This is a genomic window from Xanthobacter aminoxidans (assembly GCF_023571765.1).
Taxonomy (GTDB): Bacteria; Pseudomonadota; Alphaproteobacteria; order Rhizobiales; family Xanthobacteraceae; genus Xanthobacter; species Xanthobacter aminoxidans.
This window is the reverse complement of sequence record NZ_JAMJXC010000011.1, coordinates 56187-78936: the sequence shown is the minus strand read 5'-3', so window position 1 is coordinate 78936 and position 22750 is coordinate 56187. Positions and strand designations below refer to the sequence as shown.

General features: G+C 69.3%; 22 protein-coding genes. 8 read left to right on the top strand and 14 right to left on the bottom strand.

Going from position 1 to position 22750, the window contains the following annotated elements:
* Nucleotides 1-63 precede the first annotated feature (63 nt).
* Together EJ105_RS16970 and EJ105_RS16965 are read right to left on the bottom strand one after the other, a co-directional pair.
* Nucleotides 64-1521 carry an aldehyde dehydrogenase family protein gene (locus tag EJ105_RS16970; RefSeq protein WP_250167264.1) on the bottom strand — a complete coding sequence of 486 codons (1458 nt, stop codon included), beginning with the start codon at nt 1519-1521 and terminating at the stop codon, nt 64-66.
* Complete coding sequence (locus EJ105_RS16965; RefSeq protein WP_051678799.1) at nt 1518-2267, bottom strand: orotidine 5'-phosphate decarboxylase / HUMPS family protein; 750 nt, start codon at nt 2265-2267, stop codon at nt 1518-1520. Before EJ105_RS16965 ends, EJ105_RS16970 begins: the two co-directional genes overlap by 4 nt.
* Nucleotides 2268-2560: 293 nt before the next feature.
* Between EJ105_RS16965 and EJ105_RS16960 the strand changes: the two genes are divergently transcribed.
* Nucleotides 2561-3055 carry a hypothetical protein gene (locus EJ105_RS16960; protein ID WP_029555629.1) on the top strand — a complete coding sequence of 165 codons (495 nt, stop codon included), beginning with the start codon at nt 2561-2563 and terminating at the stop codon, nt 3053-3055.
* 63 nt (nt 3056-3118) lie between these two features.
* Here EJ105_RS16960 and EJ105_RS16955 read toward each other — a convergent pair whose 3' ends face one another.
* Both EJ105_RS16955 and EJ105_RS16950 read right to left on the bottom strand, forming a co-directional pair.
* Nucleotides 3119-4078 carry a CobW family GTP-binding protein gene (locus EJ105_RS16955; protein WP_250167263.1) on the bottom strand — a complete coding sequence of 320 codons (960 nt, stop codon included), beginning with the start codon at nt 4076-4078 and terminating at the stop codon, nt 3119-3121.
* A 10-nt stretch (nt 4079-4088) separates the two neighbouring features.
* Nucleotides 4089-4613: a CinA family protein gene (locus EJ105_RS16950; RefSeq protein WP_250167262.1), complete on the bottom strand. Its 525-nt coding sequence runs from the start codon at nt 4611-4613 to the stop codon at nt 4089-4091.
* Between the two features lie 197 nt (nt 4614-4810).
* Here EJ105_RS16950 and pdxR point away from each other — a divergent pair, with 197 nt between their 5' ends.
* The 3 genes from pdxR (at nt 4811) to EJ105_RS16935 (ending at nt 8734) form a co-directional block, all read left to right on the top strand.
* Nucleotides 4811-6289 carry a MocR-like pyridoxine biosynthesis transcription factor PdxR gene (pdxR, locus tag EJ105_RS16945; protein WP_250167261.1) on the top strand — a complete coding sequence of 493 codons (1479 nt, stop codon included), beginning with the start codon at nt 4811-4813 and terminating at the stop codon, nt 6287-6289.
* A 19-nt stretch (nt 6290-6308) separates the two neighbouring features.
* Nucleotides 6309-7013 (top strand): class I SAM-dependent methyltransferase, encoded by a 705-nt coding sequence (locus EJ105_RS16940; RefSeq protein ID WP_250167260.1) that lies wholly within the window; start codon nt 6309-6311, stop codon nt 7011-7013.
* Between the two features lie 188 nt (nt 7014-7201).
* Nucleotides 7202-8734: a class I adenylate-forming enzyme family protein gene (locus tag EJ105_RS16935; protein ID WP_250167259.1), complete on the top strand. Its 1533-nt coding sequence runs from the start codon at nt 7202-7204 to the stop codon at nt 8732-8734.
* A gap of 21 nt (nt 8735-8755) precedes the next feature.
* On the opposite strand, the gene EJ105_RS16930 is transcribed toward EJ105_RS16935, so the two are convergent.
* Entirely contained in the window at nt 8756-10396 is a 1641-nt protein-coding gene (locus EJ105_RS16930; protein ID WP_250167258.1) for a GMC family oxidoreductase, read from the bottom strand.
* Between the two features lie 130 nt (nt 10397-10526).
* Here EJ105_RS16930 and EJ105_RS16925 point away from each other — a divergent pair, with 130 nt between their 5' ends.
* The gene (locus EJ105_RS16925) at nt 10527-11420 is read left to right on the top strand and encodes a LysR family transcriptional regulator (RefSeq protein ID WP_250167257.1); all 894 of its coding nucleotides are present in this window, start codon (nt 10527-10529) and stop codon (nt 11418-11420) included.
* Here EJ105_RS16925 and EJ105_RS16920 read toward each other — a convergent pair.
* Nucleotides 11407-12309 (bottom strand): LysR family transcriptional regulator, encoded by a 903-nt coding sequence (locus EJ105_RS16920; protein WP_029555621.1) that lies wholly within the window; start codon nt 12307-12309, stop codon nt 11407-11409. The two genes, EJ105_RS16925 and EJ105_RS16920, sit on opposite strands and share 14 nt — an antisense overlap.
* A gap of 96 nt (nt 12310-12405) precedes the next feature.
* Here EJ105_RS16920 and EJ105_RS16915 point away from each other — a divergent pair, with 96 nt between their 5' ends.
* Nucleotides 12406-13905 carry a CoA-acylating methylmalonate-semialdehyde dehydrogenase gene (locus EJ105_RS16915; RefSeq protein WP_250167256.1) on the top strand — a complete coding sequence of 500 codons (1500 nt, stop codon included), beginning with the start codon at nt 12406-12408 and terminating at the stop codon, nt 13903-13905.
* A gap of 88 nt (nt 13906-13993) precedes the next feature.
* Here EJ105_RS16915 and zigA read toward each other — a convergent pair whose 3' ends face one another.
* Complete coding sequence (gene zigA, locus EJ105_RS16910) at nt 13994-15241, bottom strand: zinc metallochaperone GTPase ZigA (protein ID WP_250167255.1); 1248 nt, start codon at nt 15239-15241, stop codon at nt 13994-13996.
* A gap of 195 nt (nt 15242-15436) precedes the next feature.
* Here zigA and EJ105_RS16905 point away from each other — a divergent pair, with 195 nt between their 5' ends.
* Together EJ105_RS16905 and EJ105_RS16900 are read left to right on the top strand one after the other, a co-directional pair.
* Nucleotides 15437-15796 (top strand): hypothetical protein, encoded by a 360-nt coding sequence (locus EJ105_RS16905; RefSeq protein ID WP_250167254.1) that lies wholly within the window; start codon nt 15437-15439, stop codon nt 15794-15796.
* 69 nt (nt 15797-15865) lie between these two features.
* Nucleotides 15866-16411 carry a copper chaperone PCu(A)C gene (locus EJ105_RS16900; protein ID WP_250167253.1) on the top strand — a complete coding sequence of 182 codons (546 nt, stop codon included), beginning with the start codon at nt 15866-15868 and terminating at the stop codon, nt 16409-16411.
* A gap of 15 nt (nt 16412-16426) precedes the next feature.
* Here the strand turns inward: EJ105_RS16900 and EJ105_RS16895 are convergent, their stop codons facing one another.
* From EJ105_RS16895 to EJ105_RS16865, 7 genes are all read right to left on the bottom strand, one after another.
* Nucleotides 16427-16828: a VanZ family protein gene (locus EJ105_RS16895; protein ID WP_250167252.1), complete on the bottom strand. Its 402-nt coding sequence runs from the start codon at nt 16826-16828 to the stop codon at nt 16427-16429.
* A gap of 78 nt (nt 16829-16906) precedes the next feature.
* Entirely contained in the window at nt 16907-18205 is a 1299-nt protein-coding gene (locus EJ105_RS16890; protein WP_250167251.1) for an LLM class flavin-dependent oxidoreductase, read from the bottom strand.
* Nucleotides 18206-18407: 202 nt separating this feature from the next.
* Nucleotides 18408-19160: an ABC transporter permease gene (locus tag EJ105_RS16885; protein ID WP_029555614.1), complete on the bottom strand. Its 753-nt coding sequence runs from the start codon at nt 19158-19160 to the stop codon at nt 18408-18410.
* The gene (locus EJ105_RS16880; protein ID WP_250167250.1) at nt 19157-19963 is read right to left on the bottom strand and encodes an ABC transporter permease; all 807 of its coding nucleotides are present in this window, start codon (nt 19961-19963) and stop codon (nt 19157-19159) included. Before EJ105_RS16880 ends, EJ105_RS16885 begins: the two co-directional genes overlap by 4 nt.
* Complete coding sequence (locus tag EJ105_RS16875) at nt 19960-20982, bottom strand: ABC transporter substrate-binding protein (protein WP_250167249.1); 1023 nt, start codon at nt 20980-20982, stop codon at nt 19960-19962. The genes EJ105_RS16880 and EJ105_RS16875 overlap by 4 nt, the downstream gene beginning before the upstream one ends.
* 122 nt (nt 20983-21104) lie before the next feature.
* Nucleotides 21105-21896, bottom strand: coding sequence for a class II aldolase/adducin family protein (locus EJ105_RS16870; protein WP_250167248.1), 792 nt, complete (start codon nt 21894-21896; stop codon nt 21105-21107).
* Nucleotides 21896-22747, bottom strand: coding sequence for an ABC transporter ATP-binding protein (locus EJ105_RS16865; protein WP_245279273.1), 852 nt, complete (start codon nt 22745-22747; stop codon nt 21896-21898). The genes EJ105_RS16870 and EJ105_RS16865 overlap by 1 nt, the downstream gene beginning before the upstream one ends.
* Nucleotides 22748-22750 lie beyond the last annotated feature (3 nt).

Sequence of the window (22750 nt, the reverse complement as noted above, 5' to 3'; positions counted from 1 at the left end):
GAGAGCCAGCCCCCGACACAACGATGGGTCCAGACGGCCAGTGGTGGCTCCTTGCTTGTCCCGTTACGTGAGGTCCACCGTCACGTTCTTGATCTCGCAGTAGAAATCCAGCGCCTGCAGGCCAAGCTCGCGGCCGATGCCGGAGCGCTTGTAGCCGCCGAACGGCGCGAACACGCTGGTCTTCGAGGCGCTGGGCAGGCCGTTTACCGCCACCATGCCGGTGCGCATGGCCCGCGCCACCCGGAGCGCGCGGCCGATGTCGCGGCACCAGACCGAGCCATTGAGACCATACTCGCTGTCATTGGCCAGTGCGATGGCCTCGGCCTCGCTGTCGAACGGCGTGAGGGAGCAGACCGGGCCGAAGATCTCTCGGCTGAAGGCCGGATTGTCCGGCCCGACGCCGGAGAGGATGGTGGCGGGATAGAAGAAGCCGTCGCCCTCGGGCATCGCGCCGCCGGTCACCAGCGTCGCGCCCGCCTCGCGCGCCTGCGCCACGGTGCGGTCTACCGCATCCCGGTGCGACGCGGAGATGAGCGGGCCGAGACTGGTCGCCGGGTCCAGCGCCATGCCGGTTTTCAGCCGGGCCGCCGCGGCAGCGAAGGCACGGGCGAAGGGCTCCAACGCGCTGCGCTCCACCAGAAGGCGTGAGCGGGCGGAGCAGGACTGGCCGGCATTGCCGAAACCGGAGCCCACCGCGCTCGCCGCCGCTTTCTCCATGTCGGCGTCGGCGAAGACCAAAGCGGCATTCTTGCCGCCCAGCTCCAGCGCCACGCGCTTGATGGAGGCCGAGGCCAGCCGCATCACTTCCGCCCCAACAATGGTGGAGCCGGTGAAGGAGATGCCGTCGATGCGCGGGTCTTCCGCCAGCCGCCGCCCCACATCCGCGCCGCCGGGCAGCACGGAGAGGAAGCCGTCAGGCACGCCCGCCTCGCGGCACACCTCGGCGAGCAGCAGGGCGCTGAGCGGCGTGAGCGGCGCGGGCTTGAGAATTGCGGCGCAGCCGGCAGCGAGCGCGGGGGCGAGCTTCCAGGAGGCGCCGAGCAGCGGGAAGTTCCACGGCACGATCTGCGCCACCACCCCGAGCGGTTCGCGCAGGGTGAAATCGAGCAGATCCTTGCCGAGGGGGATGGTGTCGCCGAACACCTTGTCCATGGCGCCGGCATAATAAGTGAAGACGCGGATCGCCCCTTCCACCTCGCGCAGGGCGCCGGAGATGGGCTTGCCGGCGTTCACCGCCTCAATCTGTGCGAACTGGTCCTGCCGGGCCTTGATCCCGGCGGCGATGCGGTGGAGCACCGCGCCGCGGTCCACCGGCGGCAGATGGGGCCAGTCGCAGGCATCGAAGGCACGGCGCGCCGTGCGGATCGCCGCCTCCACCTCCACCGGCCCGGCCAGCGCGACCTCGGCGAGGGGCGTGCCCGTCCAGGGATCGACCAGCGCCTCGACGCCGCCGCCCATGGCAGGCACGAAGCGCCCGCCGACGAAGGGCTCGCGGTGGAGGGCCGGCAGGAGGGCGTTCATGGTGCCGTCGCCTCCAGCGCCTGCATCTTCTCATAGAGGGCGGTGGCGGCGGCGGCCGGGTCCTTCGCATCGGTGATGAGGCGGCCGACGATGGCGAAGCGGCGCGGGCAGGCCTCGGCGGCGGCGAACGCCCCTTCGATGGTGCCGCCCAGCGAGCCGAAGCCGGTGAGGAACACCAGCGGGTTCTTCACGTTCGCCGCGATCCAGCGCGACCAGCGCGTGACCTTCGCGGCATCGTGCGCCGGCAGCACGAAATGATCGGCGCCGCCCTGGACCGAGCGCTCCAGGATGAGGTCCAGCGCATTGTCGAGGAGGTAGCCGCCACCGGAGACGCCGTAATCGGCGACCGGGATTTCGCCGCCCACCACCGGCGCGATGCCGGCCTTCAGCGCCTCGCCGACGAAGCCGTCCACGGCGGTCGGGCCGGCGACGGGGAAGAGGATGAGCCCATCCACCTCGGCCTCGGCGCACAGGGCAGTGAACTTCTTCGCCATGTCCGGCATGTCCGGGCCGGCCTTCTGGTGGTCGTAGAGAATGGGCAGATCGGTGAGGTCACGCACGCGCCGCATGGACTCTTTCAGGCCATGGCGCAGCACGCTGGTGAGGCCGAGCTTGTAGCCGGCGACGCCGGGGACGCCGCTCGTCGCCTTCACCACCGCATCGAACTTCTCCTGCGTCTCGATGTCGAGGGCGGGGACGATGCCCACGGTGCCGGAAAAGGTCTTCGCCGAAAAAGTGCTGGCCATCACGGTCTCGCTCGTTTCCATCTGTCGCTGAACGCTAGGGCCGGGGAGGGGGCCACGGTAGCGCCGGCTCGTGGCGGGCTCATGGGGCCAGTCTGGAGCATGGGGCCAGTGGCGGCGTTCCGCGCGGTCGCCCGCGTTCCGCCGGCGTCGCGCCCGCCTTCGGCCACGCTTGGTTCAGCTTGCATTCACTCGATGTTTCATACACATGGCCCTGCTGTAGCTTGACCGGGGGGCAAGCCGGCAGGGCGCGACGCCCACATGCACCCCTCATCTTCGACCCAAGAGGGCCGCCCATGAAGACGGGTATTCTCGCCGCGCTCGCCGTCGCCGCCACGCTCGCCACCACCGGGGGAGCGCTGGCACAGGTCAAGCCCTATGGAGCGGGCTTCGATGGCTGGACCTTCACCGCCACCACGGAGAAGTCCGGCATCATCAACTGCCGCGCCGTCCGAAAAGTCGGCAACCGTGACGACCTCATCGCCCGGCGCACCGATGGCCACGTCTACATGAGCGTGAAGGCCGAGGGCCGCAAGGGCGACTTCAAGGGCACCATCATCAACGTCCCCGGCAAGCCGCGCGGCATGCTGGAATGGACGGTGCCGGGCGGTGCAGATGGCAACCGCATGTGGTTCATCATGCCATTCGTCGCCATCGACCATATCGTGGCCGCCGGCGCCTACCAGTTCTCGCTGCCGGATTCCGAGGATATGGGCACGGTCAATCTTGGCAAGAGCGCCCAGCAGGCTTGGGCGCGCGTGAACCAGTGCGTCCAGGCCAACGGCGGGTGAGCGATGCCATCGGCCTCGGTCTTTGATCGAGGCCGATCGGGCCAGTCCCAGGCGCCTTGGGTATCAGTCCGGGCGTGCCATTCCGGCGAGCAGGGTCAGCGCGTCGGCGAGGTCCTGCTCCTCGATGCCACGGGCGATGAGCACCATGCGGTTCTCGCCGCCCGCCGCGTTGGCGAGCAGGCCGGGGGAGTAGACCAGCCCCTGCACCCCATGCAGGACCACCGGCTGGGGCACCTCTTCCAGATGCAGGATGCCCTTGAGGCGCAGCAAGGCGGCGCCGAACAGGTCGCTCACCCGGTCGAGCCAGGCATCCACCTGGTCCTGGGTGAGACGTCCGGGAAAGGCGAGGGAGGCGGTGGTCACGGCATGGCCGACGCCGGTGGCCGAGAAGCGGCGGCTGAGGGGGCGCGGTGTCTCGCGCGGATCGATCCACAGCAGCGTGCCGTCGCGCGCCGATGCCGGCAGCACATGGCATTCCGCCAGCGGATTGAGCATGGCCACCTCGCGCTCGGCCGCGGCGAGCTGGTCTGCGGTCGCAAGGTCCGCCTTGCTGATGAGGATGCGGTCGGCGAGGGCCACCTGCGTCATCCCCTCGGGATGATGGGCGAGGGTGGTGGCGAAGTTTGCGGCGTCCACGACAGTGGTCACGCCGGCGATGGAGAAATGCCGGTTGAACAGCGGATCGGCGATCAGCGCATGGAGCACCGGCGCGGGATCGGCGAGGCCGCTCGTCTCCACCACAACCCGGTGGAAGGCGAAGTCGTCCATGGCGCGGCGGCGCAGCAGGCCATTGAGCGTGGCGTTCAGCGAGCCTTTCATGCGGCAGCAGATGCAGCCGCCTTCCAGCAGCATCACCTCGTCGCTGCCGGTCTCGATGAGCGCATGATCGATGCCCGCGTCCCCCGCCTCGTTGATGATGACGGCGGTGTCGCGGAAGGCTGGGCGCTTCAGCAGATCGTTGAGCAGGGTCGTCTTGCCCGCGCCGAGAAAGCCGGTGACGAGGACGACCGGAATGTCGCTCATGCGCGGGGCGTCAGCCGAGCTGGGATTTGAGCAGCGCGAGGGCGGCCTGCACGGCGCACAGGCGCACATTGTCCCGGCTGCCGGGGAAGACGTGGCGCTCTTCCGCGAGGCCGCCGTCGCGGGTGGCCACTGCGATGAAGATGGTGCCAACGGGGTTCACCGCATTGCCCCCGCCCGGCCCGGCATAGCCGGTGATGGCGACGGTGGCGCCGGCCTCGGAATGGTCGAGCAGGCCCTGGGCGAGGCCGCGCGTGACCTCGGCGCTCACCGCCCCATGGGCGGCCGAGACGGCGGCCGGCACGTCGAGGCCGGTGGCCTTGGCGGAGGAGTGATACAGCACATAGCCTCGCTCGAAAATCTCCGAAGCGCCGGACACCGAAGTGAGGCAGGCGGCGACCAGGCCGGACGTGACCGTCTCGGCGGCGGCGAGCCGGATGTTCCGCCCACGCGCGGCCGCCAGCACGTCGGCGGCAAGGGTGAGGAGGGGCGCGGGAAACAGGGTTTCGTCCGCCTGGAGCAAAGCGGTGTCGGGCATAAGTGTCGCCTCAGATGCGGGCGCGGCCGCAATTCATCAAAGCACGCGTGTCGACGGTGAAAATGGTTGTCCCCCCTCGGTCAAGTCAAGCAAGCGGTCGGGGTGGCCCCAAAACGCCGACAGCGACTGGCCCTCTCGCCACTGGCCCCAACAGGTGCCAACATGGGGCGCTGCCCGGACCAATGGGATGCGACGCCGTGCTGATCTCCCTCGACCGCGCCTCCGCCTTGAGTCTCCAGGAACAGCTTTTCGAACAGATCCGTCAGCAGATCCTCGACGGGCGTTTGAAGGCAGAGTCGGCGGTGCCGTCCTCCCGCCATCTCGCCCAGCAACTGGGCGTCTCGCGCAACTCGGTGACGTTCGCCTATGAGCGGCTCATCAACGAGGGCTACCTCGTCACCCGCCCCATGGTCGGCACCTATGTGGCCGCGGTGGTGCCGGAAGCCGCCATGAGCGCGGTGAGCGCGTCCGCCTCGGCCGCATCGGTGCGCGCGGAGGCGCCGGCCCCGGCGGAGCGGCGCTCGCCGGAGAAGCTCGCCCCCGCTGCCTTCACCGGCCGGCCCCATTCCATCCTCAACACCAGCCGCATCCCCATCGATTTCTGGCCCCAGCGCACCGATCCGCGCGCCTTCCCGCTGAAGACATGGCGCCGCCTCGTGCTGCACGCCCTCGCCGTGGCCGGGCACAATCTCACCGAATATGGCGAGCCCTGCGGCCTCATGGCGTTGCGCACCGCCATCGCCGACCACGTGGCGGTGATGCGCGACATCCATGTGCGCCCCGAGCAGGTGGTGATTGTCGCCGGCGCGCAGCTCGCGCTCAACCTCGCGCTGCGGGTTCTGGCGCGGGAGGGCGACGCGGTGGTGGTGGAAAATCCGTGCAGCCAGGGCGCCGCCTATCTGTTCGAAAGCGTCAACATGCGCCCCCACCCTTTGCCCGTGGACGAGCACGGCATCGACACGTCACGCCTGGCGGGAGTCGCAGCGCAGCTCGCCTATGTGATGCCCTCCCACCAGTATCCCATGGGGGGCGTGCTCTCGCTGGAGCGGCGCCAGCAGTTGCTCGCCTGGGCCGATCGCACTGGCGCCTATCTGATCGAGGACGATTACGACAGCGAGTTCCACTATGGCGGCATGCTGCTGCCGGCGCTCAAGGCCATGAGCCCGGAAAACGTGATCTATCTCGGCACCTTCTCCAAATCGCTGGGCGCGGGGCTGCGCACGGGCTTCGCCATCTTCCCCGATCACCTCGCCCCGGCGGCGGGGGCGGCGAAGGCGCTGCTGGACAACGGCCATGTCTGGCTGGAGCAGGCGGCGCTTGCGGAATTCCTCCACACCGGCGGCTTCGTGCGCCACCTGCGGCGGGTGCGGCTGCGCTACCAGCAGCGCCGCAACGTGCTGGTCTCCGCGCTGCGCGACGCCTTCGGGCGGGTGGAGCTGCGCGGCACGGAAGCCGGCACCCATCTCGCCTGGAAGCTGCCGCCCGGCATGCCTCGCGCGCATCAGATGGCGGCGCTGGCGAAGAGCCGCAATGTCGGCCTCTACACCATCCAGAACGGCGGCGGGCATGAATACGGCAGCGCCGATGTGAGCAACGACTGGCTCCTCCTCGGCTATGCCTCCCTCGCCGAGGAGCAGATCGAGGCCGGCATTCACCGCCTGCGCGGCGCGCTATAGGCGGCAGGGAGAAAGCGGAATGAGCGGGCAGCAGGCAGAGGCGGCGGGGCGGCCGCAGGGCACGGCGCTGGCGGTGATCGAGGACTGGCTGGGGCCGCAGGCCGGTCGGTCCATCCTCGACATCGGCTGTGGCCATGGCGCGCTGGCGCGGGCTCTGACCGCGCAGGGCGCCCGCGTCCACGGCATTGATCCAGGCCCGGAGGCCATCGCGTCGGCCCGTGCGGCGGTGCCGGAGGCGACGTTCACCGAGGCGGGGGCCGAGGCGCTGCCCTTCGCGGACGGAAGTTTCGATGCCGCGATCTTCCTCAACAGCCTGCATCATGTGCCGGCGGGCCTGATGGCCGCGGCGCTCGGCGAGGCGCTCCGGGTCAGCCGTGGGCCGGTGCTGGTGGTGGAGCCGCTGGCGGAGGGCAGCTACTTCGAAGCGCTGCGGCCGGTGGAGGACGAAACCGCTATCCGCGCCCTCGCCCAGAAGGCCCTCTCGGCCTGCCTCGCAAGCGGCGCGGCACAGGCGGTGCGTCGGCTCGATTACGACGACGTGCGTCGTGTCGCCGGGGTGGACGGCTTTCTCGCGCGTGCGGTTGCGGTCGATCCCGCGCGGGCCGCAGCGGCGGAGCAGCATCGCGGCACAGTGGAGGCGCTGCTGGCCCGATGGGGTGTCGCGGAGGTCGGCGGCATCCGGCTGGAGCAGCCCCACCGGGCACTTCTGCTGGCGCGGGCGTGAGACGCCCTGCGATGGTGAAGGACCGTCCTCGCCGCCGTGGCGGCGATGGGGCTGCTCTCGGTGGTGCTGCTCCGGCAGGCGGATGGAACGACGCGGCAGACGTCAGGCCCCCGCCGTTCGGTTGGTGGCTCAGCTGAACCTCTGCAATCGCGCTGGCGCGGGCGGGGCGCGCCAGCCATGATCGCACCATGACCGAGACCGTGAATCAGGCTGCCCCGCATCCCTTCAACCTCGCCCGCTTCTGCCTCACCGGGGCGGGCGCGGCGGCGGACAAGCCGGCCTTGCTGGTGGCCGAGGGACCGAAGGGACGTATCATCGAACGCTGGAGCTACGGTGAATTGCGGGAGGCCGTGCTGCGCGTGGCCGGCGGCTTCGCCGGATACGGTTTGCCGCGCGGGTCGCGGGTGCTGCTGCGGGTGGGCAACACCTCGCAATTCCCGCTGATGTTCTTCGGTGCCATCGCCGCCGGGCTCGCGCCCATTCCCACCTCCACCATGCTCACGGCGCATGAGGTGGAGATGATCCTTGACGATTCCGGCGCGGCGCTGGTGGTGGGTGACGGTTCGGGCGTGATGCCCATGCCGCGCGCGGGCGTTTCCATCATCGATGCCGCCGACATGTCGCGGCTCGGCGCGGCCTCCGCCATCGATTTCGCCGATACGGCCACGGACGACCTTGCCTTCCTGGTCTTCACCTCCGGCACCAGCGGCCGGCCCAAGGGCGTCGCCCACGCCCAGAGGGTGGGGCTCGGACGCATTCCCATGCGCGCCGGCTGGCACGACCTGAAGGGCGACGACCTGCTGTTCCACGCCGGGGCTTTCAACTGGACCTATACGTTGGGCGTCGGCCTCATGGACCCGTGGGCGGTGGGGGCGACCAGCATCGTCCATCTGGGCGATCGCCCGCCGGGTGCATGGCCCGATTTGCTGGAGGAGACCGGCGCCACCCAGTTCGCCGCCGTGCCCGGCCTCTACCGGCGCATCCTGAAATACGCCCGCATCACGCCCGACCGCTTCCCCGCCCTGCGCCACGGCCTCACCGCCGGTGAGGCGCTCAAAGCGGCGTTGCACGGCGAATGGGTGGAGGCAACCGGGCGCCCGCTCTACGAGGCGCTGGGGATGAGCGAGATTTCCACCTACGTCTCCTCCGGCCCCGCCGTGCCGACCCGGCCGGGCAGTCCCGGCAAGCCGCAGGCGGGGCGGCGCGTGGTCGTGCTGCCGCCGGAGGGCGAGGCGCCGGACGCGCTCCACCCGCTTCCGGTGGGCGATACCGGCGTGCTCGCCGTGCATCGCTCCGATCCCGGCCTGATGCTCGGCTATTGGGGCCTGGCCGAAGAGACGGCGGCCGCGATGCGCGGCGCGTGGTTCCTCACCGGCGACCTCGCCCGCTTCGATGCGGATGGCTACCTCTGGTACGAGGGCCGCGCGGACGACCAGATGAACGCCTTCGGCTATCGCGTGGCGCCGGAAGAGGTGGAGCGGGCGTTGGCCGCCCATCCGGACGTAGCGGAAGTGGCGGTGGCGGAGACGCTATCGGGCGACGTCTCCCTCGTTACCGCGTTCGTGGTGCTGCAGGCGGGGGGCGAGGCCGATGCGGCTGCGCTCGAAGCCTGGGCCGCAGAGCACCTCGCCGAATACAAGCGCCCCCGCGCTTATGTCTTCATCGACGAACTGCCCCGCACCGGCTCCGGCAAGGTAATGCGCCGCGCGCTCAGGGGGTAGGGGCGGCATCCGCCCCCGCCCTCACGCCGCCGCCGAAGAGGCCCCGGCCCGCGCATCCTCCAGCGCCAGCCGTGCGCCCTTCTCCGCGATCATGGCGGTCGGCGTGTTGGTGTTGCCCGAGGTGATGGTGGGCATGATGGAGGCGTCGATCACGCGCAGCCCGCCGAGGCCGATGAAGCGCAGGCGTTCGTCCACCACTGCCATGGGATCGTCCACCCGGCCCATCTTCGCCGTACCCACGGGATGGAAGATGGTGGTGCCGATGTCGCCCGCCGCCTTGGCGAGGGACGCATCGTCGTCGCCCACGGACGGGCCGGGCAGATATTCCTCCGGCCGGTAGGGCGCGAGGGCCTGTTGGCGCATGAGGCGGCGGGTGACGCGGATGGCGTCGGCCGCCACCTGCCGGTCCTCCTCTGTGGTGAGATAGTGCGGCGCGATCTGGGGCTTCGCCTCGGGATCGGCCCCCGTGATGCGCACGATGCCGCGCGAGGTCGGGCGCAGATTGCAGGCCGCTACCGTGATGGCCGGGAAGCGGTGCAGCGGCTCGCCGAACTTGTCCAGCGAGAGCGGCTGGACGTGGAACTGGATATTCGCCCGCTCCTGATGGGGATCGGACTTGGTGAAGATGCCGAGCTGCGAGGGCGCCATGGTGAGCGGCCCGCGCCGGCGCAGGGCATAGTCCACGCCCATCAGGGCGCGGCGGGGCAGGGAATAATAGGTCTCGTTCAGGGTGCGGATGCCGGAGACCTTGTAGATGGCCCGCTGCTGGAGATGATCCTGCAGGTTGCGCCCCACCCCCTGCCGGTCCAGCACCGTCTCGACGCCGCGTTCGGCGAGCCAGTCGCCGGGGCCGACGCCCGAGCGCTGGAGGATCTGCACCGAGCCGATGGAGCCCGCGGTCAGGATGACCTCGCCGCGCGTGCGCGCCTCGATCCAGCGCCCGTTCTGGCGATAGCGCACGCCCACGGCGCGGCCGTTCTCGATGATGAGGCGGTCGGCCAGCACGTCCGTCTCCAGCCGGAGGTTGGGGCGGCCGAGGGCGGGCTTCAGGAAGCCGCGTGCGGAGGACCAGCGTCGGCCGAACTTCTGGTTCACATGGAAATAGCCGACGCCCTCGTTGTCGCCGGTGTTGAAGTCCGGCACCTTGCGGATGCCGAGTTCCGTAGCAGCGTTGGCCACCGCGTTCAGCACCGGCCATTCGATGCGCGGCGGCTCGATGCGCCAGCCGCCGCCGGCCCCGTGGATGTCGCTGGCGCCGAGGAAATGGTCCTCCAGCGACTTGAAGGCCGTCAGCACGTCCGACCAGCCCCAGCCGGAGAGGCCGAGCTGGCGCCAGTGGTCATAATCCGCCGCCTGGCCGCGCATGGAAATCATGGCATTGACGGACGAGCAGCCGCCGATCACCTTGCCGCGGGGATAGTTCAGCGCGCGGCCGTTCAGGCCCGGCTCGGCGTCGGTCTTGAACATCCAGTCGGCACGCGGATTGCCGATGGCGAAGAGATAGCCGACGGGGATGTGAAACCAGATCCAGTTGTCCCGCCCGCCGGCTTCCAGCAGCAGCACGCGGGTGCGCGGATCGGCCGAGAGGCGGTTCGCGACGATGCAGCCGGCCGTGCCGGCGCCGACGACGATATAGTCGTAATCCCCTTCGAGCCGTTCCACCGGCGCCTCCCGCTTGTTTGTCTCCGCTGGTGATCCCAGCTTGGATTTCTGCACGCAAGAACGATAGGTTCCGATCCATCCTGCAATTTTGCAGGAATGGCTACCATGCCCGCAGGGACTTCACCGCATCATGGATTGGGACGACCTGCGCATCTTCCTCCAGCTTGTCCGCACCGGGCGCATGGCCGGCGCCGGGCGGGCGCTGGGGCTGGACGATACCACGGTGGGCCGGCGCGTCGCGCGGCTGGAAAAGCAGGTTGGCGCCCCCCTCGTCACCCGCGCCGGGCGGCGCACCCTCATCACCGAGGAGGGGCAGAAGCTGGCGCAGGCGGCGGAGGAGATGGAATCCCTCGTGCTGCGCAAGATCACCGGCCTCGGCGAGGGCGAGCGCCAGCCCACCGGGCGGGTACGGATCGGCGCGCCGGAGGGGCTGGGCGTCGGCTATCTCGCGGCCCGGCTCGCCGCCCTCTCCGCCGACAATCCCAGGCTGGAGACGGAGCTGGTGGCCCTGCCGCGCTCCTATTCGCTGGCGAGCCGCGAGGTGGACATCGCCATCACGCTGGACCGGCCCATTGCCGGGCAGGTGAAGGTGCGCAAGCTCACGGACTACACGCTCGGGCTCTATGGCACGCAGGCCTATCTCGACCGGCGCGGCCGGCCGGCGACGGCGGACGATCTCAAGGACCATGTGCTCGCCGGCTACATCCCCGAACTCCTCTTCACCCGCGCCCTCGATTTCTCGCAGCTCGGGCCGGGGGTGGAACTGAAGCCGGTCATCCGCTCCACCAGCGTCATCGCGCAGGTGAATGCGGTGCTCTCCGGCGCGGCCATCGGCGTGCTGCCGGCCTTCCTCTCGGCGCCCCATGACGCGCTCGTGCCGCTGCTGGAGGACGAGGTGCGCCTCACCCGCAGCTATTGGCTCTCCGTGCATGATGATCTCGCCCACCTCGCCCGCGTGCGGGCGGTGCTGGACACAATCACGGCGGTGGTGCGGGTGGACCGGGCCGCGTTCATTCGCAGATGAAGCGGGCGCGCTCCTCGCGGAAGCGGCGGGCGAGGAAGGCGCGCACGGTGGCGATGCGGCGCACCTCCACCGTGTCGGGATGGGCGAGCAGGAAATAGCTGCGGCGGAAGGTGATGCGGGGCAGGATGCGCACCAGCGCGTCGCCATAATAAGCGGCGGCGAAATCATGCAGCACGCCGATGCCGGCGCCGGAGCGCACCGCCTCCATCTGGCCGGTGACGCTGGCGCAGCGGAAGGGCTGGCCGCCGTGCTTCTCCAGCACGCCGGAGTAGTCGAGCGCCGAGGCGTAGGCGAGGTCTTCCACCCCGGTCACCACCCGCCGGCCGGCAAGGTCCGCCTCGCTCTCCGGTGCGCCGAAAGCCGCGATGTAGCTGGCGGCGGCATAGGCGCCCAGCGTGTAGTCGGTGAGGCGCGAAACCGTCAGGCGGCCCTCGGTGGGCCGGTCGAGCACGATGGCGAGGTCCGCCTCGCGCCGGGAGAGGGAGAAGGTGCGCGGCAGCGGCACAAGCTCCACCACCAGATGGGGATGGAGCAGCGCGAGCCGCCCCAGCTCCGCCGCGAGGAAATAATTGCCCAGCCCGTCCGGCGCGCCGATGCGCACGGTGCCGGAGACCTCCGCCTCTTCCTTGCGGAAGCGCTCGGCGATGCCCAGCATTTCCGCCTCCACCCGCTCCGCCGCCGGCAGCAGCCGCTCGCCCGCCTGGGTGAGCACGCAGCCGGTGGGGCGGCGGTCGAACAGGGGGCTGCCCAGCGCCGCCTCCAGCGCATCGAGCCGGCGGGCGATGGTGGCGTGGTTCAGCGCCAGCTGCTTTGCGGCGGCGAGCAATTGCCCGCGCCGGGCGACGGCGAGGAAGACGCGCAGGTGATCCCAGTCGAGGGGGAGATCCATGGACTACAATTTTCGCACAACAGATGCTCGGACTATAGCATTGCTGCGCGTCGTTTGAAGCGCCATCACGGAGGCAATTCAAACGGGAGGCGCATCATGCCCACGCAGATTTCCCACTTCATCGGCGGCAAGCTCGTCGCCGGCACCAGCGGCCGCACGGCGCCGGTCTACAATCCCGCCACCGGCGCGCAGACCGGCGAGGTTTCGCTCGCGTCCGCCGCCGAAGTGCGCGCGGCGGTGGAGATCGCCAACAAGGCTGCGCCCGGCTGGGCCGCGACCACGCCGCTGCGCCGCGCGCGCATCCTCAACGCTTTCCTGCGCATCCTGGAAGAGCGCGTGGACCAGATCGCCGAGGTGGTGAGCGCCGAGCACGGCAAGGTGTTTTCCGACGCCAAGGGCGAGGTGCAGCGCGGCATGGAGGTGGTGGAGTTCGCCACCGCCGCCCCGCAGCTGCTGAAGGGCGAGATCACCGAGGACGTGGGCACCCGCATCGACAGCCATGCGGTGCGCCAGCCCCTCGGCGTGGTCGCCGGCATCACGCCGTTCAACTTCCCGGCCATGGTGCCCATGTGGATGTTCCCGGTGGCGCTGGCCTGCGGCAACTGCTTCGTCCTCAAGCCCTCCGAGCGCGATCCCTCCGCCTCCCTGCTGCTGGCCCAGTGGCTGAAGGAAGCCGGCCTGCCGGACGGCGTGTTCACCGTCATCCACGGCGACAAGACCGCCGTTGACGCGTTGCTCGACGATCCGGACATCCAGGCAGTGAGCTTCGTGGGCTCCACCCCCATCGCCCGCTACATCTACGAGACCGCCGCGCGCACCGGAAAGCGCTGCCAGGCGCTGGGCGGCGCCAAGAACCACATGATCGTCATGCCCGATGCGGACATGGACCAGGCCGTGGACGCCCTGATGGGCGCTGCCTACGGTTCGGCCGGCGAGCGCTGCATGGCCATCTCGGTGGCCGTGCCGGTGGGCGAGGCCACCGCCGAGGCGCTGATGGCGAAGCTGGAGCCGCGGGTGCGCGCGCTCAAGGTCGGCCCCGGCACGGACCCCGAGTCCGAGATGGGCCCGCTGGTGACGCAGCAGCACCTCGACAAGGTGTCGGGCTATGTGGACCAGGGCGTCGCGGAAGGCGCCAAGCTGGTGGTGGACGGCCGTGGCCTCAAGCTTCAGGGCTATGAGGACGGCTATTACATCGGCGGCACCCTGTTCGACCACGTGACGCCGGACATGCGCATCTACAAGGAGGAGATCTTCGGACCCGTCCTCTCCGTGGTGCGCGCCGACAGCTACGACACCGCCGCCGACCTCATCAACAAGCACGAGTTCGGCAACGGCACCGCGATCTTCACCCGCGACGGCGATGCCGCCCGCGAGTTCGCGCACCGCATCAAGGTGGGCATGATCGGCATCAACGTGCCGATCCCGGTACCCATGGCGTTCCACTCCTTCGGCGGCTGGAAGGCCTCGCTGTTCGGCGACCACCACATGCACGGGCCGGAGGGCGTGCGCTTCTACACGCGCCTCAAGACCATCACCACCCGCTGGCCCACCGGCATCCGCGCCGGCGCCGAATTCGTGATGCCCACCATGAAGTGAGGAAGAGGGGAGAGGCGCGCGCCCCTCCCGTCCTTGCATGACGTGAGCCGAGGGGAGGGGTCTCAGGCCCCTCCCTTTCTCTTTTGGCTCAGGCCGGCACCGCTTCCCAGTTCGGGAACGGGTCCGGCAAATTCTTGAAGGCGCTGGCGTCGAACCTCTTGGGGTCCGCCGGGCCGACGAGGCAGGCGTCGAGGGCCGCGCGCATGGCGCCCTCGTCCAGCCCCATGCCGATGAACACCAGTTCCTGCCGCCGGTCGCCATAGCCCGGCACCCAGTGGGAGCGCAGCCAGGAGCGCCAGTCCGGCTGGGTCGGCCAGTGCTCTTTCGGCACGCTCGCCCACCAGCGCCCGGCGGTGCCGGTCTGGCAGATGGAGCCGGCAAGGCTCATCTCGCCCACGCGCTTCGGCCGCGTCGCCAGCCAGAACAGCCCCTTCGCCCGTACCAGCCCCGGCCAGGTCTGCGCCAGGAAGGCCTGGAAGCGCTCGGGATGGAACGGGCGGCGGGCGCGATAGACGAAGCTCGACACGCCGTATTCCTGCGTCTCCGGCACATGGTCCTTGAAGCCGTTCAGCTCCTTGAACCAGACGGGATGCGTGCTCGCCTTCTCGAAATCGAAGCGGCCGGTGCCCAGCACCTCGGCGAGCGGCACGCGGGACTGGTCGGTCTCGATGAGGCGGGCATCGGGATTGAGCGACTTCACCACCCCGCGTACGATCTTCAGCCGCTCTTCATCGATGCTCGACACCTTGTTGAGGATGATGACATCGGCGAACTCGATCTGGTCGGTGAGAAGGTCCACCAGCGTGCGCTGATCCGCCTCGCCGGCCACCTCGCCCCGGTCGCGCAGGAAGTCGCGGGAGCCGAAGTCCTTGAGCAGGTTCGCCGCGTCCACCACCGTCACCATGGTGTCGAGCCGCGCCACGTCGGAGAGGGACTGGCCGTCCTCGTCGCGGAAGTCGAAGGTGGCGGCCACCGGCAAGGGCTCGGCGATGCCGGTGGATTCGATGAGCAGATAGTCGAAGCGCCCATCCTGCGCGAGGCGGCGCACCTCGGTGAGGAGGTCGTCGCGCAGCGTGCAGCAGATGCAGCCGTTGGTCATCTCCACCAGCTTCTCCTCGGTATGGGAGAGGTTGGCGCCGCCGGAGCGCACCAGTTCGGCGTCGATGTTCACCTCGCTCATGTCGTTGACGATGACGGCAACGCGCAGCCCCTCGCGATTGGCGAGGATGTGGTTGAGCAGCGTCGTCTTGCCGGCGCCGAGGAAGCCGGAGAGCACGGTGGTGGGCAGTCGGGCGTCGGTGCGGGCGTCGGTGACGTCGCGGCGGATTGGGATCATGGGCAGGCTCCGGACGAGCGCGCGCAGGTGCGGCGCATGAACTGATATAATGTATCAATAGAACGATTGGGGCGTGCGTCAAGGCGCGCAGCAAGATGCCGTAACGACGGCGCTTTTCGTCGGCCCCAGGCGGTGGCAAGCTCGACAGGCGCGCGAGTTCCCTGCGCGCGATCAGCGCCGCCTGAGGCCTCCATCATGGCTGCCCCGCGTCTCGCCGCGCGCGAGACGATTGCGATCCTGAGCGCCTATGTGCTGGTCCTTCAGCTTCTGCTGGTGGGGCTGGCGGGCGGCGCGTTCGCCGGCACGGGCGATGGGGCCCTGTGCGCTGTCTCGGCCGCCGGCCCGGGCAGCGGCGCGGCGTCTGGCCACGCGGTTTCCGGCGACGATTGCTGCATCGGCGCCTGCCTCATCCTCGATGCGCTGGAAGGCCCGCTGCCGCCTGTGCCGCACCTGCCTGAAGGGCAGGCTGCACCGGTCCGTCGGAGCGCCGATGGCGTCGCCGTTCGTCTGGCTCCGGGGCGATCGCTCCCGCCGGCGCGTGCGCCCCCGGTCTGATGCGTCCACCGCTCGGTCGCTGACCAGACGCAAACGTCCGCCAAGGCGGATCGCATCTCCGGAGGAAACATGACCCAACGTCCGCACCTGCGGCGCAGCCGCTTGGCTGGCCGCTTCTATGGCGAGGAAATCCTTGCCGCGACGCTCTTCGCGCTCTGCTTGCTGCTCGTCTCGGCGCAGCAACTTCTGGCCCATGAATACAAGGCCGGCGACCTGCTCATCGACCATCCCTGGGCGCGGGCGACCCCGCTCGGATCGGATATGGGCGCCGGCTATGTCGCGATCCACAATTCCGGCGCGACGCCCGACCGCCTGATCTCCGCCTTCGCGCCCTTCGCCCGGCGCGTCGAACTGCAGGAGATGACCATGAAGGATGGCCTGATGCGCATGATGCCCATCAAGGGCGGGCTGGAGATCCCGGCCGGCGGCACCCTCGTGCTTGAGCCGAGCAGCCATCACCTCGTCTTCGTCGATCTGAAGGAGCAACTCAAGGAGGGCGAGATGATGGACGCGACGCTCACCTTCGAGAAGGCGGGCAAGGTCAAGATCCAGTACAAGATCGAGGCCATCGGCGCGACCGCCATCGACAAGATGCACCACCCGCTGGGGCAGTGAGGTGCGCGCCCGCCGTCAGCGGCGGGCGAGCCACGCCGAAAGGCGCGGCAGCACGATGTAGCGGGCGGCGGAGACCCCGATCAGCGCCCCGAGCGTGCTCGCGAACCAGTTGTCGAACCCGGCGGAGCGGCCGGGAATCCAGATCTGGCAGATCTCGAAGAAAGCGGAGGCCGCCGAGAAGGCGATCACCAGCACCGGCAGTGACGGACGCCGCAGCGCCAGCGCGACGAAGCAGGCTGTTCCGGCATAGGCGACCACATGCTCGATGTTGCCGGAGAAGCCGGTGTGCGGCCGCTCGTTCCCCGGCAGCAGTGACAGCACGGTGATGACGAGGCAGCAGGCGGCGGCGAGCGCTTTCAGCAGCGGGCCTTCCGGCCGGAGCCGGTCGAGGACCGCGCGGGGAGGAACGAAGGACATGGGGCAACCCTGCGGCGCGGCAATGGGCCTGTTTGGCCGATCGCCGCGGCGAAGGAAAGGCAGTCGTCTGCCTGCCGTTCAGAAGTTCGGGTTGACCGGCCGTTCCAGCCCCAGAAGGTGCCGCAGGGTCGGCCCCTCGTAGGCGGTGCGGAACAGGCCGCGCTCCTGAAGGATCGGGATGACGAGATCGACGAAATCGTCGAACGCGCCGGGGAAATAGGGCGGCATCACGTTGAAGCCGTCCGCCGCGCCGCTCTCGAACCAGAGCTGGAGCGTGTCGGCGACTTCCTCCGCCGAGCCCACCAGCACCCAGTGGCCACGGGCGGCGGCGACCATGTTGTAGACGTCGCGCAGGGTGCCGCCCTCGCGCTTGGCCTTGGCCAGCATCACGCCGGTGAAGGACTTGTAGGTGTCCGCCTCGGGCAGGTCCGGGATGGGGCCGTCGAGGTCGTAGGCGCTCATGTCCGTGCCGAAACGCTCGGAGAGCATGCCCAGCGCGTTCTTCGCGTCCACGAAGCGCATCAGCTCGGCGAGCTTTTCCCGCGCCTCCTGCGCCGTGCGGCCCACCACCGGCATGACGCCCGGCAGCACGCAGACATCTTCCGGCTTGCGGCCGTGGGCGGGCAGGCGATCCTTCAGCGACTTGTAGCCGGCCTGCGCCTCCGCCATGTCCTGCACCACGGCGAACACGATGTCCGCCGTCCGCGCGGCGAGCTGCTGCCCCGGCTCGGAGCCGCCGGCCTGCGAGATGATGGGATGGCCCTGCGGGGACCGGGAAATGTTGAGCGGCCCCTTCACCTTGAAGAACGCGCCTTCATGGTCCAGCGCCTTCACCCTGGCGGGGTCGATGTAGAGGCCGGTCTCCCGGTTGGCGACGATGGCGTCGTCTGCCCAGCAGTCCCACAGGCCCTTCACCACGTCGAGGAACTCGCCGGCGATCTCGTAGCGCTTGGAGTGGTCGGGGTGCTGGGTGCCGAAGTTCGCGGCGGCGGCCGGGGCGGCGGTGGTCACCGCATTCCACACGGCGCGGCCGCCGGAGATGTGGTCCAGCGAGGCGAAGGCGCGGGCGACCGTGTAGGGGTCGGAATAGGTGGTGGAGACCGTGCCGCCGAGGCCGATGTGCTTCGTCGCGCCGGCAACGGCGGAAAGCAGCGTCAGCGGCTCGAGGCGCGCCGTGTAGGAGGGGTGCGCAGCGGGGTCGGCATTGAGGTTGTCGCCCATGAAGATGAGGTCGAACAGCCCGCGCTCGGCGGTGGCCGCGATCTGCCGCACCGCCTCGATGTCCTCGAAGGTGTCGACGGCCCCCGGCACGCGCCAGCCGGCGATGTGGCTCCCCGTTCCGAGCAGGAACAGTCCGAAATGCATCTTGCGGGTCATGGGCGGTCCATTGTGAAAGGTCGTGGAAGCGCTCGGGGCAGACATCTGGGGCTGTCATGGCCGGGCTCGTCCCGGCCATCCATGTGGCGCGGCCGGGCGCTCCGTACGCCGACGGTGGCGCGATCGGCACGACGTGGATGCCCGGGACAAGCCCGGGCACGACGGTCAGGGCGGTGAAGTGGAGGCGGTCACCGCGACCGCTCTACTTCCAGAACACCAGCCGTCGCTCGGCAAGGCCGACGAGGCCGAAGAAGGCGAGGCTTGCGGCCGAGGCGATGAAGATGGCCGACCACACCTTCACGAAATCCACCTGCAGCACCGCCTGATAGATCACCCAGCCGAGGCCGTCATAGGCGCCGAGCATCTCGGTGACGATGGCGACGATGACCGCGCGCACGGTGGAGACGCGCAGGCCCGCGGCGATCAGCGGCAGCGCGGTGGGAAGGCGCAGGCGGAACAGGATGGCGAGCCGCCCCGCCCCGAACGAGCGCATGAGGTCCACCGAGCGGCGATCCACCCGGTCGAGGCCGGCGAGGGCCGAGAGAAAGACGGTGAAGGAGACGGCAAGCGCCACCATCACCACCTTCGACGGCATGCCGATGCCGAACCACAGGAGGATCAGCGGCGACCACGCCACCACCGGCACCGAATTGATGGAGGTGGCCACCGGCACGATGGCGTTGCGCGTCATCGGGATGAGGGTGATGACCACCGCCAGCGCGATGCCGATGACGGCGCCGATGACATAGCCGGAGAACGCTTCCGCGAAGGTGTAGGCCCCGGCGAGGAACAGCGTCGTGCGGTGGTCGAAGATGCTGCCGAGGATGGCGCTGACCGAGGGCAGCGTATAGGCCGGCAGATTGAAGCCGCGGGCGACGCCTTCCCAGGCGAGGACCAGCAGCACCATGCCGAGGGCGCCGCGCTGGAGCGCGCGGGAGGATTGAGGCGCGCTCATTGCTCGGCCCCCCAGAAGACGAGGGCGCGCTCGGCGGCGGCCACCACGGCATAGAAGCCGGTGCCCAGCAGCGCGCACATGGCGATGGCGGCCCAGATGGCGACGACGTTCTCGTTGTACATGCCTTGCAGCAGCAGCACGCCGAGGCCCACCGTGTCGCCGAACCATTCGCCGACGATGGCGCCCACCAGCGACAGCGCCGAGGCGAGGCGCAGCGCCACGAAGATCTGCGGCAGCGCCGCCGGAAGCTGGAGCCGGGTGAGGATCTGGAAGCGGCTGGCGCCGAAGGAGCGCATCAGCGCCTCTTGGCGCGGGTCCACGCTTTCAAGGCCCAGCAAGGCGTTCACCGTCACCGGGAAGAAGGTGAGGTAGAAGGAGATGGCGGCCTTGGCGATGAGCGTGTTGCCGAACCACAGCACCACCAGCGCGCCGAAGGCGATGACCGGGATGGTCTGCGAGACCACGAACACCGGGAAGATCAGCTCGCGCAGCACCCGCGCGCGGAAGAAGACGATGGCGATGCCCACGCCGAAAATGGCACCCGAGGTGAAGCCCATCAGCGTCTCGGTGAGGGTGCGCAGGAAGCCCTGCACATAGGGCTCGGGCGTGGCGAGGATGGCGTTCAGCACCAGGGTCGGCCGCGGCACGTACCAGGGCTTCACATTGAGGACGATGACAAGTCCCTCCACCGCCGCCAGCACGGCGAGGAGGATGGCGAGCCCGCGCACGGCGCGGAAGAGCGCCGTGACGAGCGGGGAAGTCCCCGGCCGTGTGGCCGGGGACTGGAGGGTTGTCGCGCTCACGGACGGCGGTCCGCCACCGGGATGGCTTCAAGGAAGGAGCGGTTGAAGGTGGCCGCGAGGTCGACGGGCTTGGAAATGACCTTGGCGTCGAGGAAGAGCTGCTGGGTGATCTTCACCGCGTCCATGTCGATCCAGAACAGGCCGTCCTCCTTCACCTTGCCGGCCGTCATCAGCTTCTGCACCTCGGCGAGCTGGAATTCCTGATGGGCGCGGTCCAGCGTGGGGGCGGCCTTCATGATGGTGTCCACCGCGCCCTTGGGATCGGAGAAGGCATCCTTCCAGCCCTTGATGGAGGCGCGCAGGAAGGCCTTCACCAGCTCCGGCTTCTCCTTGGCGGTCGTCTCCGAGACGATCAGCGTGTCACGCGGGAAGGTGATGCCGGAATCTTCCGCCACGAAGGTGCGGAGCTTCTCTTCGCCCATGCGGGTCTTGATGGTGTAGTACTCGTTGTAGCGGGTGGCGGTGATGACATCGACCTGCCCGTCCACGAACGGCGTCACGCTGACCTGCTGGGGCTGGATGTCCACCAGCGCGGGATCGACGCCGTTCTTCGTCAGCATGGCCTTGAGCACGTGGTTCGCGCCGGTGAACCAGGTGGTGACCTTCTTGCCCTTGAAGTCCTGGATGGTCTTGATGGGACCGTCGGCGCGCACCACGAAGACGAAGGGCGTCAGCTGGTGGGAGATGCCGACGCACACCACCGGCAGGCCCTTGTCGCGGGCGGCGAATACGCTGTCGAGGCCGCCGGAGAGGCCGAACGTGTCGGCGCCGGTGGCGACGAGGTTTTCCGCGAGGATGTTCGGGCCGCCCGGATTGATGGTAAGGTCGATGCCCTCGGCCTTGTAGTAGCCCTTGGCCACCGCGACGTAGAAGCCGGCGAACTGCGCCTGCGGCAGCCACTTGAGCCGCAGCGTGGCGGGGACCGGGTCAGCCGCGAGGGCCGGCAGGGCGCCGACGGCCGTGGAGAGAAGCGCGGCGCCGGCCGCGAGGGTGGAGAGGAAGGTTCGGCGAGGGATCATCAGGTGGTCTCCGCTGGAAGGGTGCGTTCTTGGTGTTTTTGTAAGGGTCGTTTGGCTCTATCCGCTCGTCATCCCCCGGCTTGTCCGGGGCATGACAGCGCGGCAGGAACCGGCCATGCCGCTCAGCTCCGGTAGCTCGGGTCGGCGCGGTCGAGCTGGCGCATGAGGGCCGGCCATTCGCGCTCGCCGGGAACAAGGATGTCGCCCTGCATCTCCCAGAACTGGCGCGCGGCCTTCTCGCACACCTCGGGGGGCGGCATGACCAGCTTCACGCCGGAGGCGCAGGCCGCCTGCATGGCGAGCTGAATGCGCGCGGCGCGCTCGAAATAATAGAGCAGCATGAAGGCTTCGCCCGGCGTGCGGCCCACGGTGAGGATGCCGTGGTTGCGCATCAGCATCACCTTGTTCGTGCCGAGGTCCGCCACGAGGCGGGCCTGCTCGTCCATGTCGATGGCGACGCCCTCGTAATCGTGGAACGCCTGCCGGTTGTAGAAGCGCATGGCGAACTGGGAGAGCGGCAGAAGGCCCTCTTCCTGCCCCGAGACGGCGACGCTCGCGTCCGAATGGGTGTGCAGCACGCAGGCGGCATCCGAGCCGGTCTTGTGGATCGCCGCATGGATGACGAAGGCGGCGAGATTGATCTCGTAGGGCGTGTTGTCGATCTTGCGCCCGTCGATGTCGATCTTCACCAGGCTCGATGCGGTGATCTCGTCGAAGAGAAGGCCGTAGGGGTTGAGCAGGAACTGCTCTTCATGCCCCGGCACCCGCATGGAGATATGGTTGTAGATCAGGTCGTCCATGCCGAGCTTCGCCACCATGCGGTAGCAGGCGGCGAGGGCGACGCGGGCCTCCCACTCGGAGGCCTCCATGGAGCCGGGCTTTTCGGCGAGAGCAGCCATCACTTGAGTGGTCATCACTTGCCCTCCGCGGTGAAGGACTTCATGGCTTCCTCCTCGATGGCCTCCAGAAGCGTGCGCTTGAGGCGGATGAATTCGGGGGAGATGACGATCTCCGCCGGGCGCGGGCGGGGCAGGTCCACCTTCTGCTCCAGCTTCACCTTGCCCGGACGGGCGCTCATCACCAGCACGCGGTCGCCGAGGAACAGGGCCTCGTCCACGTCGTGGGTGATGAACAGGATGGTGCGCTGGTGCTTCTGCCACACGTCCAGCAGCCAGCGCTGCATCATGGTGCGGGTGAGGGCGTCCAGCGCGCCGAACGGCTCGTCCAGCAGCATCAGGTCGCGCTTGAACAGGAAGGTGCGCATCAGCGCCACGCGCTGGCGCATGCCCCCGGAGAGCTGGTGCGGATACTGCTGGCCGAAGCCGGTGAGGCCGAACTCGGGCAGCATCTTTTCCGCGAGGGCGCGGGCCTCCTTGCGGGGGGCGCCTTCCACCTCCAGCGCCAGGATGGCGTTGTCGATCACCGTGCGCCATGGCAGCAGCAGGTCGCGCTGGGGCATGAAGGAGACGCGGCCGAGCAGGTCGGCGGCGATCACGCTGTTGCCCTCGAAGCGCATGGCGCAGCCGGGGTCCGGCTCCTCGAGGCCGGCGACGATGTTGAAGAGCGTGCTCTTTCCGCAGCCGGAGGGGCCGACCACGGTGACGAACTCGCCCTTGTCGATGGTCGCCGTGAAGCCGTCGAGGGCGCGGGTGGCCCCGAACGTCTTGGTGACGCCGGTGAGGGAGAGAATCTGCGCGGCGTCGGACGCGCCCGCCGCCTTGGCGGCGAGGGCGGCCTCGCCGGAACCTTGGATGGAAACCGGCAAGCC

Excerpts from the sequence above, each read along its gene's own strand:
- EJ105_RS16940 (WP_250167260.1), top strand. The coding sequence starts at position 6,309 with ATGAGCGGGCAGCAGGCAGAGGCGGCGGGGCGGCCGCAGGGCACGGCG.
- EJ105_RS16900 (WP_250167253.1), top strand. The coding sequence starts at position 15,866 with ATGACCCAACGTCCGCACCTGCGGCGCAGCCGCTTGGCTGGCCGCTTC.
- EJ105_RS16905 (WP_250167254.1), top strand. The coding sequence starts at position 15,437 with ATGGCTGCCCCGCGTCTCGCCGCGCGCGAGACGATTGCGATCCTGAGC.
- EJ105_RS16895 (WP_250167252.1), bottom strand. The coding sequence starts at position 16,828 with ATGTCCTTCGTTCCTCCCCGCGCGGTCCTCGACCGGCTCCGGCCGGAA.
- EJ105_RS16875 (WP_250167249.1), bottom strand. The coding sequence starts at position 20,982 with ATGATCCCTCGCCGAACCTTCCTCTCCACCCTCGCGGCCGGCGCCGCG.
- EJ105_RS16935 (WP_250167259.1), top strand. The coding sequence starts at position 7,202 with ATGACCGAGACCGTGAATCAGGCTGCCCCGCATCCCTTCAACCTCGCC.
- EJ105_RS16890 (WP_250167251.1), bottom strand. The coding sequence starts at position 18,205 with ATGACCCGCAAGATGCATTTCGGACTGTTCCTGCTCGGAACGGGGAGC.
- EJ105_RS16870 (WP_250167248.1), bottom strand. The coding sequence starts at position 21,896 with ATGACCACTCAAGTGATGGCTGCTCTCGCCGAAAAGCCCGGCTCCATG.
- EJ105_RS16925 (WP_250167257.1), top strand. The coding sequence starts at position 10,527 with ATGGATTGGGACGACCTGCGCATCTTCCTCCAGCTTGTCCGCACCGGG.
- EJ105_RS16965 (WP_051678799.1), bottom strand. The coding sequence starts at position 2,267 with ATGGCCAGCACTTTTTCGGCGAAGACCTTTTCCGGCACCGTGGGCATC.
- EJ105_RS16960 (WP_029555629.1), top strand. The coding sequence starts at position 2,561 with ATGAAGACGGGTATTCTCGCCGCGCTCGCCGTCGCCGCCACGCTCGCC.
- EJ105_RS16970 (WP_250167264.1), bottom strand. The coding sequence starts at position 1,521 with ATGAACGCCCTCCTGCCGGCCCTCCACCGCGAGCCCTTCGTCGGCGGG.
- EJ105_RS16950 (WP_250167262.1), bottom strand. The coding sequence starts at position 4,613 with ATGCCCGACACCGCTTTGCTCCAGGCGGACGAAACCCTGTTTCCCGCG.
- EJ105_RS16920 (WP_029555621.1), bottom strand. The coding sequence starts at position 12,309 with ATGGATCTCCCCCTCGACTGGGATCACCTGCGCGTCTTCCTCGCCGTC.
- EJ105_RS16915 (WP_250167256.1), top strand. The coding sequence starts at position 12,406 with ATGCCCACGCAGATTTCCCACTTCATCGGCGGCAAGCTCGTCGCCGGC.
- zigA (WP_250167255.1), bottom strand. The coding sequence starts at position 15,241 with ATGATCCCAATCCGCCGCGACGTCACCGACGCCCGCACCGACGCCCGA.
- EJ105_RS16885 (WP_029555614.1), bottom strand. The coding sequence starts at position 19,160 with ATGAGCGCGCCTCAATCCTCCCGCGCGCTCCAGCGCGGCGCCCTCGGC.
- EJ105_RS16955 (WP_250167263.1), bottom strand. The coding sequence starts at position 4,078 with ATGAGCGACATTCCGGTCGTCCTCGTCACCGGCTTTCTCGGCGCGGGC.